Source organism: Pseudoalteromonas sp. S1727, assembly GCF_005886375.1.
Classification (GTDB): Bacteria; Pseudomonadota; Gammaproteobacteria; order Enterobacterales; family Alteromonadaceae; genus Pseudoalteromonas; species Pseudoalteromonas haloplanktis.
Genome location: NZ_PNDT01000091.1, coordinates 1 through 18,291 on the forward strand (window position 1 = coordinate 1; position 18,291 = coordinate 18,291).

Annotated in this window: 18 protein-coding genes; 11 read left to right on the top strand and 7 right to left on the bottom strand. The window is 40.5% G+C overall.

All coding sequences use genetic code 11. The annotated features are described in order from the left end of the window. Positions 1–387: 387 nt before the first annotated feature. Positions 388–1,032 (bottom strand): orotate phosphoribosyltransferase, encoded by a 645-nt coding sequence (pyrE, locus tag CWB85_RS17670; protein WP_016709392.1) that lies wholly within the window; start codon positions 1,030–1,032, stop codon positions 388–390. A gap of 23 nt (positions 1,033–1,055) precedes the next feature. Next, the gene (rph, locus tag CWB85_RS17675; RefSeq protein WP_138555587.1) at positions 1,056–1,769 is read right to left on the bottom strand and encodes a ribonuclease PH; all 714 of its coding nucleotides are present in this window, start codon (positions 1,767–1,769) and stop codon (positions 1,056–1,058) included. 178 nt (positions 1,770–1,947) lie between these two features. On the opposite strand from rph, the gene CWB85_RS17680 reads away from it, so the two are divergent. From CWB85_RS17680 to CWB85_RS17705, 6 genes are all read left to right on the top strand, one after another. After that, entirely contained in the window at positions 1,948–2,808 is an 861-nt protein-coding gene (locus tag CWB85_RS17680; protein WP_016709394.1) for a YicC/YloC family endoribonuclease, read from the top strand. 113 nt (positions 2,809–2,921) lie between these two features. Further along, the gene (gene gmk / locus CWB85_RS17685) at positions 2,922–3,542 is read left to right on the top strand and encodes a guanylate kinase (protein WP_016709395.1); all 621 of its coding nucleotides are present in this window, start codon (positions 2,922–2,924) and stop codon (positions 3,540–3,542) included. A 117-nt stretch (positions 3,543–3,659) separates the two neighbouring features. Further along, positions 3,660–3,935, top strand: a complete 276-nt coding sequence (gene rpoZ, locus CWB85_RS17690; protein ID WP_016709396.1) for a DNA-directed RNA polymerase subunit omega — start codon at positions 3,660–3,662, stop codon at positions 3,933–3,935. A 128-nt stretch (positions 3,936–4,063) separates the two neighbouring features. Beyond that, positions 4,064–6,169 (top strand): bifunctional GTP diphosphokinase/guanosine-3',5'-bis pyrophosphate 3'-pyrophosphohydrolase, encoded by a 2,106-nt coding sequence (gene spoT, locus CWB85_RS17695; RefSeq protein WP_016709397.1) that lies wholly within the window; start codon positions 4,064–4,066, stop codon positions 6,167–6,169. Between the two features lie 12 nt (positions 6,170–6,181). Beyond that, positions 6,182–6,574, top strand: a complete 393-nt coding sequence (locus tag CWB85_RS17700) for a RidA family protein (protein ID WP_016709398.1) — start codon at positions 6,182–6,184, stop codon at positions 6,572–6,574. Between the two features lie 158 nt (positions 6,575–6,732). Then, complete coding sequence (locus CWB85_RS17705) at positions 6,733–8,337, top strand: flagellar assembly protein A (protein WP_016709399.1); 1,605 nt, start codon at positions 6,733–6,735, stop codon at positions 8,335–8,337. 52 nt (positions 8,338–8,389) lie between these two features. Here the strand turns inward: CWB85_RS17705 and asnA are convergent, their stop codons facing one another. Continuing rightward, positions 8,390–9,385: an aspartate--ammonia ligase gene (gene asnA, locus CWB85_RS17710; RefSeq protein WP_138555588.1), complete on the bottom strand. Its 996-nt coding sequence runs from the start codon at positions 9,383–9,385 to the stop codon at positions 8,390–8,392. A gap of 198 nt (positions 9,386–9,583) precedes the next feature. Here asnA and asnC point away from each other — a divergent pair, with 198 nt between their 5' ends. Genes asnC through recG form a run of 3 tightly spaced genes read left to right on the top strand, consistent with a single transcriptional unit; the run spans position 9,584 to position 12,925 of the window. Continuing rightward, complete coding sequence (asnC, locus tag CWB85_RS17715) at positions 9,584–10,042, top strand: transcriptional regulator AsnC (RefSeq protein ID WP_016709401.1); 459 nt, start codon at positions 9,584–9,586, stop codon at positions 10,040–10,042. A gap of 54 nt (positions 10,043–10,096) precedes the next feature. Further along, complete coding sequence (trmH, locus tag CWB85_RS17720) at positions 10,097–10,783, top strand: tRNA (guanosine(18)-2'-O)-methyltransferase TrmH (protein ID WP_138555589.1); 687 nt, start codon at positions 10,097–10,099, stop codon at positions 10,781–10,783. A 60-nt stretch (positions 10,784–10,843) separates the two neighbouring features. Continuing rightward, positions 10,844–12,925, top strand: a complete 2,082-nt coding sequence (gene recG / locus CWB85_RS17725) for an ATP-dependent DNA helicase RecG (protein ID WP_029216197.1) — start codon at positions 10,844–10,846, stop codon at positions 12,923–12,925. Positions 12,926–12,975: 50 nt separating this feature from the next. On the opposite strand, the gene CWB85_RS17730 is transcribed toward recG, so the two are convergent. Continuing rightward, the gene (locus CWB85_RS17730; RefSeq protein WP_016709404.1) at positions 12,976–13,905 is read right to left on the bottom strand and encodes a porin; all 930 of its coding nucleotides are present in this window, start codon (positions 13,903–13,905) and stop codon (positions 12,976–12,978) included. Positions 13,906–14,098: 193 nt separating this feature from the next. After that, complete coding sequence (locus CWB85_RS17735) at positions 14,099–14,974, bottom strand: LysR family transcriptional regulator (protein ID WP_016709405.1); 876 nt, start codon at positions 14,972–14,974, stop codon at positions 14,099–14,101. A gap of 91 nt (positions 14,975–15,065) precedes the next feature. Between CWB85_RS17735 and CWB85_RS17740 the strand changes: the two genes are divergently transcribed. Together CWB85_RS17740 and CWB85_RS17745 are read left to right on the top strand one after the other, a co-directional pair. After that, complete coding sequence (locus CWB85_RS17740; RefSeq protein ID WP_016709407.1) at positions 15,066–15,440, top strand: MaoP family protein; 375 nt, start codon at positions 15,066–15,068, stop codon at positions 15,438–15,440. Positions 15,441–15,530: 90 nt separating this feature from the next. Continuing rightward, positions 15,531–16,766: a response regulator gene (locus tag CWB85_RS17745; RefSeq protein WP_016709408.1), complete on the top strand. Its 1,236-nt coding sequence runs from the start codon at positions 15,531–15,533 to the stop codon at positions 16,764–16,766. A 16-nt stretch (positions 16,767–16,782) separates the two neighbouring features. On the opposite strand, the gene rarD is transcribed toward CWB85_RS17745, so the two are convergent. Together rarD and CWB85_RS17755 are read right to left on the bottom strand one after the other, a co-directional pair. After that, positions 16,783–17,706 carry an EamA family transporter RarD gene (gene rarD / locus CWB85_RS17750; protein ID WP_016709409.1) on the bottom strand — a complete coding sequence of 308 codons (924 nt, stop codon included), beginning with the start codon at positions 17,704–17,706 and terminating at the stop codon, positions 16,783–16,785. 52 nt (positions 17,707–17,758) lie between these two features. Next, entirely contained in the window at positions 17,759–18,214 is a 456-nt protein-coding gene (locus tag CWB85_RS17755; protein ID WP_016709410.1) for a thioesterase family protein, read from the bottom strand. Positions 18,215–18,291 lie beyond the last annotated feature (77 nt).

Here is an 18,291-nt window from a genome sequence, read left to right on the forward strand (position 1 = left end):
TAAAGAACGTTGCGATTAAAGCGCTTGGCTTTATCTCGCTAGGGCTGCGCATGTTACGCTTTCCTATTTTTTTGTCAACACTTAATTTTAAACTTTCTAAAAAATCTAAACTCAAGTTTTACTCGACTTACTAAGTGACTTACTTGGCTCGCTATGCGTTGCCTGCTCTGCCGTCTCAGTGGGGTCGCATTATAGGGAGATCCAGAAACAGATCAACCCTTTATTGAAGAAAACTTAAAATAAAACTCTGTTCGTTCAAAAATCAAACCAAACTCTACAAAAGTGATACTTTTTTTACTTCACCTTAACCTGTGGGAGTTATAAAACGTAAAAAGCCCAGTGATGATCACTGGGCTTTTTGTTAGATAACAATTTAACAAAGCTTAATTAAGCAATACCGTATTGCTCTCGGTAGGCTTTTACAGATGCTAAGTGCTCATTCATAGTACCTTTGCTTTCAAGGTAACTAATAAGATCGGCCAGTTTTACTATCGAAATAACTTTAGTACCAAAGTCACGCTCTACTTCTTGAATAGCTGATAACTCTGCTTTACCTTTTTCTTGACGATCAAGCGCGATTAACACCCCACTTAAGTCAGCACCGTTTTGTGCAATGATTTCCATTGATTCACGAATAGCTGTGCCTGCGGTGATCACGTCATCAACTAACATGATTTTACCTTTAAGCTCAGAGCCAACTAATGTGCCCCCTTCACCGTGTGCTTTCTTCTCTTTACGGTTAAAGCAATAAGGCACATCTTTATCGTGATGATCAGCAAGTGCAACTGCAGTAGTTGTTGCAATCGGAATACCTTTATAAGCTGGGCCAAATAATACATCATAGTCAATCGCAGCATCTTCAAGGGCTGCGGCATAAAAACGACCAAGACGTGCAAGGTCACGTCCTGTATTAAATAAACCAGCATTAAAGAAATAAGGGCTAGTACGGCCAGATTTTAAGGTAAACTCACCAAACTTTAGCACCTGCTTTTCAAGTGCAAATTCAATAAACTCGATTTGATAATCTTTCATTACTATATAAACCTATTTCTTTATTAAGCTAATGCTTGTTTTTGGACGTCAATAATTTCGCGAATCGAATGCTTAGCAAGAGTTAGTAACTCATCTAGTTCATCAAACGAGAATGGTTCACCTTCTGCGGTACCTTGTACTTCGATAATTTTACCGGTTTCAGTAAGAATGACATTCATATCGGTTTCAGCATCAGAATCTTCTAAATATTCTAAATCAGTAATTGCTTGGCCTTTATAAATACCAACCGAGATTGCTGCTATCATAAATTTAAGTGGGTTTGAATTGATCATACCTTTACTACGCATATGTGTAAGTGCATCGACTAACGCTACACACGCACCACTAATTGACGCGGTACGAGTACCGCCATCAGCTTGAATAACATCGCAATCGATAGTGATGGTATTTTCACCTAACGCTTTTAAGTCAACTGCGGCACGCAGAGCACGCGCAATTAAACGTTGAATTTCCATGGTACGACCGCCTTGCTTTCCACGCGCCGCTTCACGACCATTTCGAGTATGGGTTGAGCGCGGCAACATACCGTACTCAGCTGTGATCCATCCTTTACCTTGGCCTTTCATAAAACGCGGTACACCTGATTCAACAGTTGCTGTACAAAGTACTTTAGTGTTACCAAACTCAACCAGCACAGATCCTTCAGCATGTAATGTATAATTACGGGTAAATGTAACCGGTCTAATTTGGTTAGGTGTTCTTTCGCTTGGACGCATTAACGATCCCCTTAATTCATAATTTTACGTATTATAAGTCGATGTGTACTCAGATGCCATGCTGATTTGTACAAAAGCCGATTGTAAAATTCTCATCAACAAAAATTTCCGCTAGAGCTTATGCAGTGTTACGGTATAATCAAATTAATATTGAACAAATAAAACTAGGAAATCATCCATGATCCACAGTATGACTGCTTACGCGCGTCGCGAAATTAAAGGCGATTGGGGCACTGGCACGTGGGAAGTTCGTTCAGTCAACCAACGTTACCTTGAAACTTTTATTCGCGCCCCTGAGCAATTTCGTGGCATGGAGCCTGTTATTCGCGAGCGCTTACGTAAACATTTACAACGCGGTAAAGTCGAAGTCTTTTTAAAGTTCGTCGCAAATCCAGCCCACGTTGGTGAGCTATCTATTAATGAAGCACTGGCCGCGCAGCTAATTAATAGTGCTAAATGGGTTCAACAGCAAAGTAATGGCGATATTAACCCTGTTGATATCCTGCGCTGGCCTGGCGTTATGGAAGCTGAAGAGCTTGACATGGACAGCGTAAACACCGCACTTATTGCAGGTTTTGATCAAGTAATCGAAGACTTCAAGTTAGCAAGAGCTTCCGAAGGTGCTAACCTTGAAGAAATGATTGCAACGCGTCTTGATGGTATTTTAGAACAAGTTGCTGTTGTAGAAACCCATATGCCAGAGATTGCCAAATGGCAACGTGAAAAACTCAACCAAAAGTTGGAAGATTTAAAAACCGATATCGATGAGTCTCGTCTTGAACAGGAACTTATTTATCTTGCACAAAAACAAGACGTAGCCGAAGAGTTAGACCGCTTAAAATCGCATGTGAAAGAAACTAAAAAAATCCTTAAAAAAGGTGGCGCATGTGGTCGCCGTTTAGATTTCATGATGCAAGAGTTTAACCGCGAAGCTAACACCCTCGCCTCTAAATCAATCAACAGCGACATCACTAATGCCGCAGTAGAACTTAAAGTATTGATTGAGCAAATGCGCGAGCAGATCCAAAATATTGAATAATCAATAACTCGCTCAACTTGAGCAAAATTACTCAAATAAAGTACAATACAACTATTAAAGGCTTGAGTTACTCGTAACTCAAGCCTATTTATTTTTAGTAAGAGAACAAATTCATGACGCAAACTCGCGGAAACTTATTTATTTTATCGGCCCCTTCTGGTGCGGGTAAATCGAGCTTAATCAATGCATTGTTAGCAAAACATAGTGATATGAAAGTATCGGTATCACATACGACTCGCTCGCCTCGTCCAGGGGAAGAAAACGGTGTGCATTACCACTTTGTTACTGTTGAAGAATTTAAAGCGCTGATAGAGAAAAATGATTTTTTTGAGTGGGCGCAAGTTTTTGATAACTACTACGGTACATCTAAACAGGCTATTGAGCAGCAATTGACTGCTGGCATTGATGTATTTTTAGATATTGATTGGCAAGGCGCCCGCCAAGTTCGCGAACTAGTTGCTGATGTTGAAACTATTTTTATTCTACCACCATCGAAAGCTGAGCTTGAATCACGCTTAAATAATCGTGGCCAAGACTCTCAACAAGTAATTGCTGGCAGAATGGCAAAAGCACAGTCAGAAACATCTCATTTTGACGAATACGATTATGTTGTCGTTAATGATGATTTTGCTACTGCACTCAACGAAATTGAAACAATCGTATTAGCAAAGCGCTTATCACTTCAAAGCCAAGCTATACGTCATCAAAAATTGCTCACTGATTTGCTTAAATAATCGTTATTTTTATTAAGCCCGTATTTTATTTGTTTAAATTAACCACAAGCTATTGGCGAATCTGACTACGTGCAGTAAACTACGTCTTTGCTTAAAAATTTATTTGGAGTGCTGAAGATGGCTCGCGTAACTGTTGAAGATGCAGTAGATGCAATTGGTAATCGTTTTGACTTAATTTTAGTTGCGGCTCGTCGTGCCCGCCAAATCGCAGTGGGTGGTAAAAAACCATTTGTTGACCCTGAGAACGATAAACCAACAGTTGTTGCTTTACGTGAAATTGAACTTGGTTTAGTAGATAGTTCATCAATGGATCTTATCGATCGTGAAGAGCAACAACACCAAGAAGCAGCTGAAATGGCTGCTGTAGCAGCAATTGTAGGCGGCAACCAATAATCTGACTTACTAGTCTGATTTAGCCAACGGCGTAGTATTTCTACGCTAGCCGTTGGCAATCCCTTCTTTTCATCGTATATTCTTAACATACCGTTACCTAATTGCTTCACGAGAACATTGGAGTGTGAATGTATCTTTTTGAAGGTCTAAAAAAGAAAATATCTGAATACTTACCTGCGGCCGATGTAGAGTTAGTACAAAAAGCTTACGTGGTAGCCCGAGAGGCCCATGAAGGTCAAACTCGCTCAAGCGGCGAGCCTTACATTACTCACCCTGTTGAAGTAAGCCAAATTTTAGCTGGCATGCACTTAGATCATGAAACATTAATGGCCGCATTAATGCATGATGTGATTGAAGACACCGACTTTAGCCAACAAGATTTAGCAGAAATATTTGGCGATACTGTTGCCGAGTTGGTTGAAGGCGTTAGCAAACTAGATAAGCTCAGCTTTAAAGATAAAAAAGAGTTCCAAGCTGAGAATTATCGAAAAATGATTATGGCAATGACCCAAGACATTCGGGTTATTTTGATTAAGCTTGCCGATCGCACCCACAATATGCGTACTCTCGGTGCTCTACGTCCGGATAAGCGCCGCCGCATAGCACGTGAAACACTAGAAATTTATGCGCCAATTGCTAACCGTCTAGGTATTCACGATATAAAAAATGAGCTTGAGGATTTAGGCTTTCAAGCACTCTACCCTATGCGTCATCGCGCTTTAAAATCAGAAGTTGCTAAAGCCCGAGGTAATCGTAAAGAAGTCATTTCAAATATTCAAACAGAGATCACTGCTCGACTTGAGGAAGCAGGTATCAAAGCTACCGTTTCAGGTCGTGAGAAACATTTATATAGTATCTACAAAAAAATGTTGAATAAAGAGTTGCTATTTAATGAAGTGATGGACATTTACGCCTTTAGAATTGCAGTTGAATCAATGGACACCTGTTATCGCGTATTAGGGGTTGCACATAATTTATATAAACCGATTGAAACGCGCTTTAAAGACTATATTGCGGTACCAAAGACTAATGGCTATCAATCACTACATACTTCATTAGTAGGCCCACATGGTATCCCTGTTGAGATCCAAATTCGTACTCACGATATGGATCATATGGCAGATAAAGGCGTTGCTGCACATTGGATGTATAAAAAGGCCGGTGATAGCGCAGGCCACACGGCACAGCAACGTGCGCGTCAATGGATGCAAAGCTTACTAGAGTTACAACAAAGTGCCGGCTCGTCATTTGAATTTGTTGAAAACGTTAAAACAGAGCTATTCCCTGAAGAAATTTATGTGTTTACTCCCGATGGTCGCATAGTTGAATTACCCATGGGCGCAACAGCTGTTGATTTTGCCTATGCGGTACATACTGATGTTGGCAATACTTGTGTCGGTGCTCGTGTAAATCGTAAGCCTCATCCACTTAGTAAGGCACTTGATACGGGTCAAACTGTTGAGGTTATAACAAGTTCAGGTGCCCATCCTAATGCAACTTGGCTCAACTTTATTGTCACTGGCAAAGCCCGTTTGGGTATTCGAAACTACCTGAAGAGCCAACATCATGAAGAAGCTCTACTCCTTGGCCGTCGTTTATTGGATTCAGCTTTAGGTGAAACTAAATTTGATGACTTACCTGCAGAAAATATCAACCGTGTTTTAGCAGAGCATGAACTTAATACAGTGTTAGAGCTATTAGTTGAAATTGGCTGCGGTAATTTAATGAGTATGTTGATCGCGCGTCGCCTGTTACAAAACGATAATGATGACTTAAGCGATCTAACTAAAAATGCCAAAGCGACCATTATTGGTACTGAGGGCATGTTAGTTAACTATTCTAAATGTTGTAGACCAGTGCCTGGAGATGCAATTACGGCACACATTAGCCAAGGTAAAGGCATTACAGTTCATCGCCAGGAATGTAAAAATATTCGTGGTTGGGAAACTGAACGCTCTAAATATTTAGTAGTAAAATGGGATGATAACCCTGAGAAAGAGTATATTGCAGCACTGCGAGTAGAGATTATTAATCACCAAGGTGCATTAGCAAAATTAACCAATGTGATTGCGACAACCCAAGCAAACATAGTGGAAATTGCCACTGATGAAAAAGAAAGTAATTTGTACGTGATAGATTTAGGGATCACTGTTAAAAACCGTGTCCATGTTGCTAATATCATGCGCCGCATTCGCGTTATGCCTGATGTTCAAAAAGTCTATCGTAAAAAATAACATAGGAAAATCATGAATAAAGCATTTATCTCTACCGAACAAGCACCTGCTGCAATCGGTACATACAGCCAAGCTGTTAAGGTTGGCACGGCCGTTTACTTATCTGGTCAAATCCCTTTAGTGCCAGCTACGATGGAAGTGATCTCTGAAGATTTTGCAGAGCAGACACATCAAGTATTTAAAAATATCAGCGCGGTATGTAAAGAAGCCGGTGGTAGCATTCAAGATTTAGTAAAAGTGAACATCTATTTAACTGACTTATCTAATTTTGCTACTGTAAACGAAGTAATGAGCCAATATTTCAAAGCACCTTACCCTGCACGCGCAGCAATCGGTGTACGTGCACTACCAAAAAACGTGCAAGTTGAAATTGATGGAATTATGGAATTACCGTCTACAAACTAACCAAGACTAAAGGGGTAATAAACCTAAGAATAAATACTTAGGTTTATTGCCCTTATCTAATCTCACCTTCGATTTTCTTGACTCTACCCCAAATCTCTAGCACTCTATCATTATAAATAATAAAAACCTTTAACTTAATTGTTGTAAAAGGATAATCCGTGTTTAAGCTTGCTCATAACGGTAATGTATTACTTGATGTTATAGAACATTCACCACCCAGTGCCGCCTTCATTATTGAAGCACTCGAAAAATCGACATTCTGTGAATGCCGAATAGATCACGATGCCATAAACGCTTATTTTAAAGAACCCAATAGTGAACGCAGTTTAGTTGTCGCTAGTAAGCATGATGCCAGCCTAGTCGTGACTATCAGCGATGATAAAATGTTAGCCACCGGTGAACTTACAATTGCGCAAGGTGGTAAAGTGCTAGGTTTAGATTTAGCGAAGCAGCAATTAATTAAAGCGGGAGTTGCGAGAGGCTACAAACAAGTTTTTTTAGAACAGCTTTTACAGAAACAGTTTGAATTACCCGCAGGTACCACAGTTAAAGGCATACTCGCAAAAGGTCGCTTGCCTGAAGACGGAAAATCATCCAAACTTTTCCCTCAAGTACAAACACTAAAAGAACGGTTAAAAACACCGAAGTTACGTGAAGATGGCACTGTAGATATGCGCGACTTTGGCAAGTTGGCCAGTGTTGAACCGGGAACATTATTAGTTAAACAGCAACCTGCAACTCCAGGTAAAGAAGGCTTTACCGTCAAAGGTGATATTTTACCCGCGAAACCGGGGGAAAGTAGCCCTTTGGTTGCCGGAGAAGGCAGCGAAATATCTAAAACCAATCCGCTAGAGCTAATATCAACCATTGCAGGCGTACCAGTCGAAATTCAAAATGGTATGCGCGTTGATGATATTTTTACTATTTCCGATGTAACCGTGAAAAGTGGTCATGTTAATTTTGATGGCAGTGTTATCGTCACTCACAACATTGAGCCGGGCATGAAAGTGACTGCCAAAGGCGATATTACCGTTATGGGCACGGTTGAATCCGGTGAGTTAACTGCTCAAGGCGATATTACTATTAAACAAGGTGTTATTGGCCACCAGCTAGAAGATAAAACCCTCTCGTGTAAAATTATTTGTGAAGGTAATATTCATCTATCGCACGCCCAATATAGTTACCTTGCTGGTAATAATATTTTTATTGAACGCCAAGCGAGCCACTGCGCAATGAAAGCGACGCAGTTACTACAAATTGGCCAAGCTGATAATCCTCAAGGTAAACTATTTGGCGGTGAAATTCTTGATGCTGGGATGATCACAGCCGGTGAGATTGGCAATGAGTCTGGTGCCAAAATGCTCATTAATATGGCTGCATCAGGGCGAGCTATTACTGCAGAAACAGATGAGTGCCTAAAAGAGCTAGCTAAAACAGATGAGCAACTTGATACGTTGCAAGCGACTATTGAAAAAGCTGATTTACTTAAAGACGCGGAGAAGAAAAAACTCCTGCTAGCCAAAATAGGCGCTACTCAAACTCATTATTGCCAACAAGCTGAACAACTCGAAAAGCGCTTATCGAATTTAGAACATCACTTATATGGGCTACTCAATAATGCCAATCTAGCAGTTAATAAGAAATTACACTCGGGTGTTGAAATCCATATTTTTGATAAGGTATTGAAAACTAACCGTAGCTACCCTCCGTGCAATGTAAAATTGCAAGAAGGGAAGATAGAAATTGAATTTAAAACCAGTTGATCACAAACAGATAGAGACTACCCTTAGTTAGTCTCTTATTGCTTAATACTACTTACAAAATACCCGCAATATTTTGTTTTAAATCTGCAGGCCACACACCTACTTGTACTTGACCAATGTGCGACTTTTGCAATAACAACATAGCCAAACGTGATTGACCAATACCACCACCGATAGTTTGTGGTAGCTCTTTAGCGAGCAATTGCTTATGCCAATCAAACTCTAATCGTCCTTCGTCACCAGTGATCGCTAGTTGAGCAACTAACGCCTCTGGTGATACACGGATCCCCATTGAAGAAATTTCAAAAGCATCTTCAAGCACTGGGTTCCATAGTAAAATATCACCATTTAAACCACTATACTGCTCACAGGTTTGGGTTGACCAATCGTCATAATCAGGCGCACGTACATCATGAATTTTGCCATCAGCCAATACTCCACCAATACCTATTAAAAACACCGCGCCATACTCCTGAGTAATGGCTTTTTCACGCTGCTTAGCGGTAAAATCAGGATACATTTGACGTAATTGCTCACTATGCACAAAGGTAATTTCAGCTGGTAAAAAAGGGCTGATAGCAAATTCATCCGCAACAAATTGCTCAGTTGCTTTTAACCCTTTATACAATGCACGCACTGTTTCTTTTAATTTATCTAAAGAGCGCTCAGTGCTAGCACAAATGACTTTTTCCCAATCCCATTGGTCAACATACACTGAGTGGATCGGGCTTAGTGACTCTTCATCCGGGCGCAATGCTTTCATATGTGTATATAAGCCTTCACCAATAGCAAAACCATGATCCGCTAATGTTTTACGCTTCCACTTTGCTAAAGAGTGAACCACTTCAAATTGGCTCTGTGGAATGGTTTTAACATTTACCGCAACCGCATTTTCAGTGCCACTAAGGTTATCTTGAATACCGTCGCCTACTTTAGCCAAAATAGGGGCTTGTACTTCAATTAAGCCTAATTGTTGCTCTAATTGCTGTGAAAAATAGTGTTTCACTTTGCTAATTTGCAGCTGTTGCTGCATAAATTGTGAACTCATAATAATTGGCCTCATTCCCAGTTATTGTTACTTGCTAAAAGTGCATAGTTGCGCTGCAGCAACCATGTCGTTAAAGCAATCCTCAACTATTTAGCATTTTAATTCAATAACCAATAACAAAAAGAGCTTTAATATATGATTTCAATTAATTTGATGGTATAAAAAATAGAGATTCAATAATTATAGCGACTTATTTACATGGAAAATTATCAAATCGATAATCTCGATAAACAGATCCTTCACGCCTTAATGGATAATGCCCGTACTGCCTATGCAGAATTAGCTAAACGATTTGCAGTCAGTGCCGGGACTATTCATGTTCGTGTTGAAAAAATGAAACATGCAGGGATCATCACCGGCACTCAAGTAAGCATTAATGCCAAACAACTTGGCTATGACGTCTGCTGTTTTATAGGTATAAACCTTAATAATGCTCGGGACTACCCGCAAACTTTACTGCATTTAAAAGAACTTGAAGAAGTGGTTGAGGCTTATTACACAACCGGTAACTACAGTATTTTTATTAAGGTAATGACACGTTCAATTGATCATTTACAAGATGTACTGATCAATAAAATTCAAGCTATCGAAGCCATACAGTCAACCGAAACGCTCATTTCGCTACAAAATCCAATAAGCCGCTCAGTAATGCCTTAAGGCACTAATTCCCGTATAATTGCGGCAATTTTATGAGTTCAGACAAGGCTAAAAATGGAAAATACTCGCTACCATCGTATAAAACACGTACTTGATCGCCGTCAAACTGATTTAACCGTGTGCTTAGAAGATGTGCATAAACACCATAACTTGTCTGCGATTGTTCGCAGTGCGGATGCGGTAGGCTGCCATCATGTACATGCTGTGTGGCCACAAAACCAAAAATGGCTAACTAATAACACCTCTGGTGGCAGTAAAAATTGGATCGCAACGCACCTGCATAAGGATATTGATAATGCAGTGGCAATGATGCGTCAGCACAATCCGAAAGTCCAAGTTCTTGCTACTAATCTTAGCCCTGATGCCGTTGATTATCGCGATATAGACTACACACTTCCTACAGCAATTATTGTCGGCCAAGAAAAAACTGGCATATCGCCACAAGCACTGGCTCACGCTGATAAAAATATCATTATCCCAATGCAGGGAATGGCGCAGTCACTCAATGTATCAGTAGCAGCTGCTTTGATTTTATTTGAAGCACAAGACCAGCGCCTAAAAGCAGGTTTATATGAACGTACTATGCTTGATGAAACTGTAAAACATGCAATGCTATTTGAAGGCTGCCATCCAATCATTGCGCAAAAGTGCAGAGAAAAGTCACTCCCCTACCCAGCACTTGATGATAGTGGCGAGATCATGGCTGATGATGCCTTTTGGCAACGGCTAAAACATGCTTGATGACTAAAGCTTTCGCACGTAAACTAAAAACCATCTAAAAATGAATGATTTGAGCCTATTTTGTCAAAACCAGCTTTAAGTCGCTATCCAATTACTGATCTCAAAGGTGTTGGCCCGAAGATGGCTGAGCGCCTTAAAAAGCTGGGGATCAGCACAGTACAAGATATGCTCTTCCACTTACCACTGCGTTATGAAGACCGTACCCGTGTTTACAATATCTGTGATTTAGCTGTTCATAGCCATGTAACAATTGAAGCAACCATAGAAACCAGCCAAATCACGTTTGGTAAGCGACGTATGCTGGTGTGCCAAGTAAATGATGGTACCGGACGATTAACATTACGCTTTTTTAACTTTACGGCAGCACAAAAAAATAACTTAAGTAGTGGAAAAGTGATCCGCTGTTTTGGTGAAATACGCCGTGGCAGAGTGGGCTATGAAATGACCCACCCTGAATACAGCCTCAGCGATACACCGAGCGAACAGCCTACAGCGACCACGCTAACCCCCGTTTATCCAACAACTGAGGGCTTAAAACAACTCTCGATTCGCTCTTTAAGCGATCAAGCAATTGACTTGCTCAATAAGTATCACGTTGAAGAGCTATTACCCAAGCAATTTCAGCATGGCAATATTAACTTAACTGACGCACTATTATTACTGCATCGCCCAGCAAATAATGTTGACTTAACAGCCCTTGAGCAAGGCTTGCACCCAGCGCAGCAGCGGTTGGTATTTGAAGAGTTGCTAGCACAAAACCTAAGCTTATTGAAATTGCGCCAACAAGGTCAACAGCAGCAAGCCGTGCCACTGTCGCCAATAAATCAATTAGAGAAAGAGTTTTTAGCGCTACTGCCTTTTGCCCCAACCAATGCACAAAGTAAAGTGGTGGCAGAAATAAAAAGTGATTTACAGCACCCTTACCCAATGATGCGCTTAGTTCAAGGTGATGTTGGCTCAGGAAAAACACTCGTTGCCGCCTTAAGCGCCTTAACAGCAATCGCACAAGGCTATCAGGTCGCATTAATGGCACCTACTGAGATTTTATCTGAGCAACATGGCATAACCTTCGAAAACTGGTTTCAAGCGCTAGGTATCACTACAGCTTGGCTAGGTGGCAAAACCAAAGGCAAAGAGCGCAGTGCTACTTTAGAGAAAATAGCCTCTGGCGAAGCGCAAATGATTGTCGGCACCCACGCGTTATTTCAAGAGCAAGTAGTGTTTAATAACTTAGTATTGATCATTATCGATGAGCAACACCGATTTGGTGTCCACCAGCGCTTATCACTGCGAGAAAAAGGTCGCTTTAATAACTGTTACCCACATCAATTAGTGATGACGGCCACACCAATACCACGCACCTTGGCAATGACCGCCTATGCAGACTTAGAAACATCGATTATCGACGAGTTACCGCCGGGTCGAACCCCCATTACCACCGTTGCACTGCCTGACATTCGCCGTGATGAAATTATAGCTCGGGTAAGAACAGCTTGTACTGAACAAGGTCGTCAAGTTTATTGGGTATGCACATTAATTGATGAATCAGAAGCACTGCAATGCCAAGCAGCTGAAGACAGTGCTCAGCAATTAACCCAAGCCTTACCACAATTGAAGGTTGGTTTGGTGCACGGGCGCATGAAAGCCGCTGAAAAACAAGCAATTATGAGCGAATTCAAAGCGGGTAATATTCATGTATTAGTCGCAACCACGGTTATTGAAGTCGGGGTTGATGTGCCAAATGCTAGTTTAATTATTATTGAGAATCCTGAGCGCTTAGGTCTTGCCCAGTTACATCAGTTACGCGGCCGCGTAGGTCGAGGAGCCACGGCGTCGCATTGCGTATTACTGTATCACGCACCACTTTCATACACTGCACAAAAACGCCTAGCAGTACTCAGAGATAGTAATGATGGATTTGTTATCGCAGAGCGCGATTTAGAAATTCGTGGTCCTGGTGAGGTACTCGGTACCAAGCAAACGGGTTTAGCTGAATTTAAAATCGCTGATTTAACCCGAGATAAGCACACCTTGAACCAAGTCCGGCCGATTGCCTTGCAAATGTTAAAGCATCACCCACAACAGGTTGATATGTTAATCAGCCGCTGGCTTGCTGGTAAAGCTGACTATGCGCAGGCATAAAAAAGCCCCGCTAAATTGCAGGGCCTAGTTGATTACCGTAATTCGATAAACTAAAACTTATATTCAAGACCTAATGCTAAGTAGCTAGCATCATCTTTTAATGCGTAATCATAGTCGGTATAAAATGTGAATAAACGAGTATTCTTATTCAAGTTATAATCAGCACCAATACTATACCCCGATTTATCTAAGCCATCATCACTATCAAGGGTTTGATACTGTGCTTTTAGTGTAAATTGACTAATATCGTAGGCAGCTGACACCAAAAAACCATCCGAGTCTACTTTATCTATTAAACGCTCTTGGCTTTGATACATTGCACCTAGCTTTATCCCTGCAACTTTAGTTGCAACAGTTGCACGAATAATATCGTGACCTTCCATTTCGTAATCACCGGCAATGGCAGCATAAAACTTAGTTTCTTTTAATCTGCTATCGCCGTAAGTAACAGCAGCTGAATAAGAGTTATCGCCTTGTGCATTATCTTCCACTACATATGTTGCGTAAGCGCTAAAACCATTCATTGAGTTTGAAGTATAATGTAATGCATTACCGGTACGTACTTCACCTTTAAATACATTCTTTAAGTCACCTTCAAGGTCATTGAATTGGTCAATTTTACCTTGTGACTTACGCAAAGCCGAGTAATCACGACCTGCTGTCAACATTCCATAGCTACCTTTAAGACCGACAAATTGATTGCGTGCAGTTATGTTGTCTTCATCGCCTTTGGAGTCCGCATCCGATACATCAACTTTAAACTCAAATTGATAAATAACTTCTAATCCATCATTTATTTTTTCGCCGCCTTTAATACCGAAGCGTGACTCATTACTTTTTAGCTCAGTAAACGAGCCATCGCCTTCATCTGAAGACTGTGCTGTGATATTTGCTTTACCATATACTTCAACATCAGCTAATGCCGAGAAAGACACACCACTAATAGCCGCTAGTAACAGGCTCGATTTTGCAAATTTCATATTCTTTCCTCAATAAACGCAACAGACTAGTTTTGATACGGCTGCATTTTGCCATCGATAAATGACAGAAATATTACAGCAGACACATTTTCGACTTAAATATTTCATTAAAAATCATTCAAACTGAAATCAAATCAACATGAAATTGTCACAAACATTTATTGCACTGTGGCATGATAAAGTACCAGTAAAGCTATTTTACGCCAAATTCACTACTCATATTTGGCGTTAACTCAACCAACAGATTAACTAACGTTTCAAGTAACGGCTTTTGTTCGTTGTCTCTATGATACGCCACAAAAATATCGCGAGAAGTATGCTCGACATCTGGTACTCGATATAACTCACCTTTGTCTAAGTGAGGTTTCGCTAATACTTCTGGAATAAATGCACTCCCCCCGCATTGCAGTATTAAGTCTAGTGCAATACGTCCAGTACTGGTACGAAAATAAGGTGGAGTATGACCAGTAAACTGTCGCGCATGCCAAAGAGAAAACGTGGTTCCCCAATCTACGTATACATATTGATTATCAAAAAAGTTTTCATTGCCAACTCCTTCAAAGGCACTAATAGGAATAATAGGCAACGTGCAAATACGTTCAACAACCAACTCATCGACTTTAGGCGGATCAAATAAAATAGCGAGATCTAAAGTACGCTCTAATAATAACCGCGTGCTTTCTTGTTGCGCTTTCACTTCTGCAACCAGTGATACACCAGGCATAGCTGAAACGATATTTGTAATACCAAACTGCAAAAAAGCATCCCAAATATTTGGGGTACCTGCTAAACTCACTTGCTTATGCATATTGTCCGCAAGTGCAACGTCTAATTTAGCTCGTTGCATACCTGTTATAATCATTTGTGCATGGGGCAGCAAACGCTCTCCAGGAGCGGTCAATTGGATATTATTGCGTTGGCGGATAAATAAGTTAACCCCTAACCCTTGCTCTAATTGACGAATACGAAAACTCACTGCAGACTGTGTGATATAAAGGTTTTCAGCTGCTTTACCAAAGTGGCGAGTACGCACCACTTCAACAAAAGTTTTTAATAAATCTATATCCAATTATTTATCCTCACGATAAAAATTTTTTGTTTAATAAATTGCGCAACTTGATCCATACTCCAGCCAGTAAATAGGGCATGAGGAAACAGCCATGAGCAATGATATTTCATTACTTCGCCAAGCATTTGTAAGCCAACGTCAGTTTTATGATGACCAGAATTTTCCACGCGGATTCGGCCGCAGCGGTAACTTCACTTTATTAGAAGCTAGCATACTCGAGCAGCACGGCGTTGTTCTCAAAGGGTTATACAACAAAACCCTTGAACCACAAAACGAAATTCAAGCACAATTTCTTGCTGTTGTTTCAGGTAGTCAAGAGCCAACCAACGCAATTGAACGTGCGTGGATTAAATACCTCAAGCTGACAACCTGTAAAGCCAAGTTTCATACGCTATTTGGCCGCTCTAGGATCTCAAGTCCAACACCGCAGAGCCAAGACTACTATTCGGAGTCAGATAGTCTATAAAAATAATGATGTTATTTGCTTTTTCGTGTTTTAACAGTTACAACTTGTATAAGCAATTATATTTGGCTCAGCCAAAAAACAAGGTGTTACGTGACACGGAAAATACTCATCATTGAAGATACGCCAACTATAGCGCGAGTGCAAAAACACATTGCAATTAAAGTTGGCTATGACGCTGATATAGCCGAATCCCTAGCGCAAGCAAAAGAGTTGATCAGTAAAAATAACTATTTTTGTGCTGTTGTGGATTTTATTCTACCAGATGCCCCGCAAGGGGAAGCCGTTCCCTGCACTATTGAAGCAGAAATCCCCACTATTGTAATGACTGGTAACATCGATTTAAAAACCCGTGATACCGTTGAAAAATATCCCATTATTGATTACATCACCAAAGAAAATAAACAAGCTTACCAATATTTAGAGAAACAATTACAACGCCTTCCCCGTAATGAAAACGTTAAAGTATTAGTGGCCGATGATTCTCTTTCAACCCGCCGTCATATTTGTAGTTTATTAAAGCGTCATAAATACCAGGTTTTAGAAGCCAATGATGGTGTGGAGGCACTTGCTATACTTGCACACACTCCCGACATTGCCGTGATTATTACCGATAACGAAATGCCGAATATGAATGGCGATGAGTTATGCAGTGAGATCCGTCGCCTATACAGTAATGATGAAAAAGCCATCATTGGAATTTCTGGCTCTGATTCATCTCATCTATCAGCACGCTTTTTAAAAAATGGCGCTAACGACTATCTACGAAAACCCTTTAACAGTGAAGAGTTTTACTGTCGATTAAGCCAAAACGTTGATATGCTTGAGCAAATTGCCACGATTCGCTTACAAGCCAATACTGATTATTTAACTAAGCTTCCTAATCGTCGTTATTTCTTTGAAGAAACAGCAAAGTCATTAAAGCAAATGCATAAAGCAAAATTAACACCTTCGTTAGCCATGTTTGATATTGACCACTTTAAATCAATTAACGATACCTACGGCCATGATGCCGGTGATGAAGTACTTAAAGGACTTGCGAGATGCTTTGCTAAATACTTTAAAAAGTATTTGGCAGCTCGTTTGGGTGGTGAAGAATTTGCGGTCTATTTTAGTGATACCAACAGCAATGATGTGTTAAAGCATCTAGAAGGCTTTCGCCATTTCATTGAGCTCAACAGCCCAGAATTTAGCCAGCAAAAAATTCAATTTACGCTGTCTATCGGTTATGCGCATCAGCCTGTTTATCAAATCGATGAACTGTTGAAACAGGCTGATATTAAGCTTTATGAAGCCAAAGAAACAGGCCGCAATAAAGTCTGTACTTAATTAGTATAAACTCTGGTTAAATAGGCTTAGTGGGTGCTGGGATATTTTCACGCTTGCGCTTTTGTGATTGGCGGTAAGAATCCCAGCTAAAAATAGCAAGGGCGCTCCAAATACATGCAAAAGTCACCACTCTTTCATTGCTAAATACTTCCCCATAAAACATAACTGCCAAGATAAACATTAAGCTTGGCCCTATGTATTGAAAAAAGCCTAAGGTCGTATACTGTAAGCGCTTAGCAGCCCCTGTAAAACAAAGTAATGGTAAGGTGGTAACGACACCAGCACTGATCAGTAATGCATTCATATGCCAATCGTTTAAAATCAAATTAGAACTTGCAGTCGGCGCCATTAACCACCAATAAATAAGCGCAACAGGTAATAAAATCACAGCCTCTAATAGTAAACCAGGCAGAGACTCTATCGGCAGTTTTTTACGTAATAACCCATAGATAGCAAAAGATCCTGCTAATGAAAATGCCACAACAGGAAACGAGCCAAAACTGATCAACTGAATCGCAACACCACTTAATGCAAGTGCAACCGCAACGCCTTGCCACTTACGAAGTTTTTCATCTAAAAAGAGCATACCAAGTAATACATTTAAAAGCGGGTTTATGTAATAACCTAAACTTGCATCCAACATATGATCATTGTTTACCGCCCAAATGAACAACCCCCAATTAAAACCTAATAGCGCAGCAGTTAAAGCCAACATCAATAATAATTTAGGCTTCCTTATTACAGCTTGAATTTTATGCCATTGCTGCATAACGGATACAATGACAACAATAAACAAAACAGACCATACAACACGGTGCATTAATATTTCAAATGCTGATATATGTTGTAATAACTTAAAATAGATCGGCGCAAGGCCCCACATAAAAAAGGCCATACACGCTAATATAACGCCTTTACGCTGCTCAAGATTAGTTGGCATAAATTGATTCTAAAAGGGATGAAAGGCGGCTAGTTTACCTGCCTCTTAGGCTTTATCCAACTAAATAAGTCGCGGTACCAAAAGCTATTTGTGTACCAAGTTCATTATGCAGCTCCATCCGACATACGCACACCTTGTTTCCTGAGCGGATCAGCTTTGCGCTGGCGGTAAACTCAAGCCCTTTGCCGGGTCTTAAGTAGTCGGTTCGTAAGTCAATAGTACCTAAGGTTGCCAATTTTTTTTGTAGGCTTGGCAGGTCAAGTTCGGTAAGTTTATCGATCATCGCTGCCGCAGCAAGCATCCCCCCAACATTATCAAGTACTGAGGAGATCACTCCGCCATGAAGGATTTTTTGCGCCGGATTACCAATAAAAACATCCTGCCAAGGAAAACTTATTTGTGCTTGTTCTGCATCCAGTGACTCTACTTTTATTTGTAGAAACTGATTAAACGGCATTTGCTCAACAAACACCTTAGCAACTCGATCAATTAAAATAGCTTTATTCATTATTATTATCCGCTTTTTATGACTGGTAAGACGAGTAAAGCACAACTAAAAAGAAAGTGCGATAAAATCACCTATGC

Excerpts from the sequence above, each read along its gene's own strand:
- pyrE (WP_016709392.1), bottom strand. The coding sequence starts at position 1,032 with ATGAAAGATTATCAAATCGAGTTTATTGAATTTGCACTTGAAAAGCAG.
- spoT (WP_016709397.1), top strand. The coding sequence starts at position 4,064 with ATGTATCTTTTTGAAGGTCTAAAAAAGAAAATATCTGAATACTTACCT.
- rpoZ (WP_016709396.1), top strand. The coding sequence starts at position 3,660 with ATGGCTCGCGTAACTGTTGAAGATGCAGTAGATGCAATTGGTAATCGT.
- rph (WP_138555587.1), bottom strand. The coding sequence starts at position 1,769 with ATGCGTCCAAGCGAAAGAACACCTAACCAAATTAGACCGGTTACATTT.
- CWB85_RS17700 (WP_016709398.1), top strand. The coding sequence starts at position 6,182 with ATGAATAAAGCATTTATCTCTACCGAACAAGCACCTGCTGCAATCGGT.
- CWB85_RS17740 (WP_016709407.1), top strand. The coding sequence starts at position 15,066 with ATGAGCAATGATATTTCATTACTTCGCCAAGCATTTGTAAGCCAACGT.
- gmk (WP_016709395.1), top strand. The coding sequence starts at position 2,922 with ATGACGCAAACTCGCGGAAACTTATTTATTTTATCGGCCCCTTCTGGT.
- CWB85_RS17680 (WP_016709394.1), top strand. The coding sequence starts at position 1,948 with ATGATCCACAGTATGACTGCTTACGCGCGTCGCGAAATTAAAGGCGAT.
- rarD (WP_016709409.1), bottom strand. The coding sequence starts at position 17,706 with ATGCCAACTAATCTTGAGCAGCGTAAAGGCGTTATATTAGCGTGTATG.
- CWB85_RS17730 (WP_016709404.1), bottom strand. The coding sequence starts at position 13,905 with ATGAAATTTGCAAAATCGAGCCTGTTACTAGCGGCTATTAGTGGTGTG.
- CWB85_RS17755 (WP_016709410.1), bottom strand. The coding sequence starts at position 18,214 with ATGAATAAAGCTATTTTAATTGATCGAGTTGCTAAGGTGTTTGTTGAG.
- asnC (WP_016709401.1), top strand. The coding sequence starts at position 9,584 with ATGGAAAATTATCAAATCGATAATCTCGATAAACAGATCCTTCACGCC.
- asnA (WP_138555588.1), bottom strand. The coding sequence starts at position 9,385 with ATGAGTTCACAATTTATGCAGCAACAGCTGCAAATTAGCAAAGTGAAA.
- trmH (WP_138555589.1), top strand. The coding sequence starts at position 10,097 with ATGGAAAATACTCGCTACCATCGTATAAAACACGTACTTGATCGCCGT.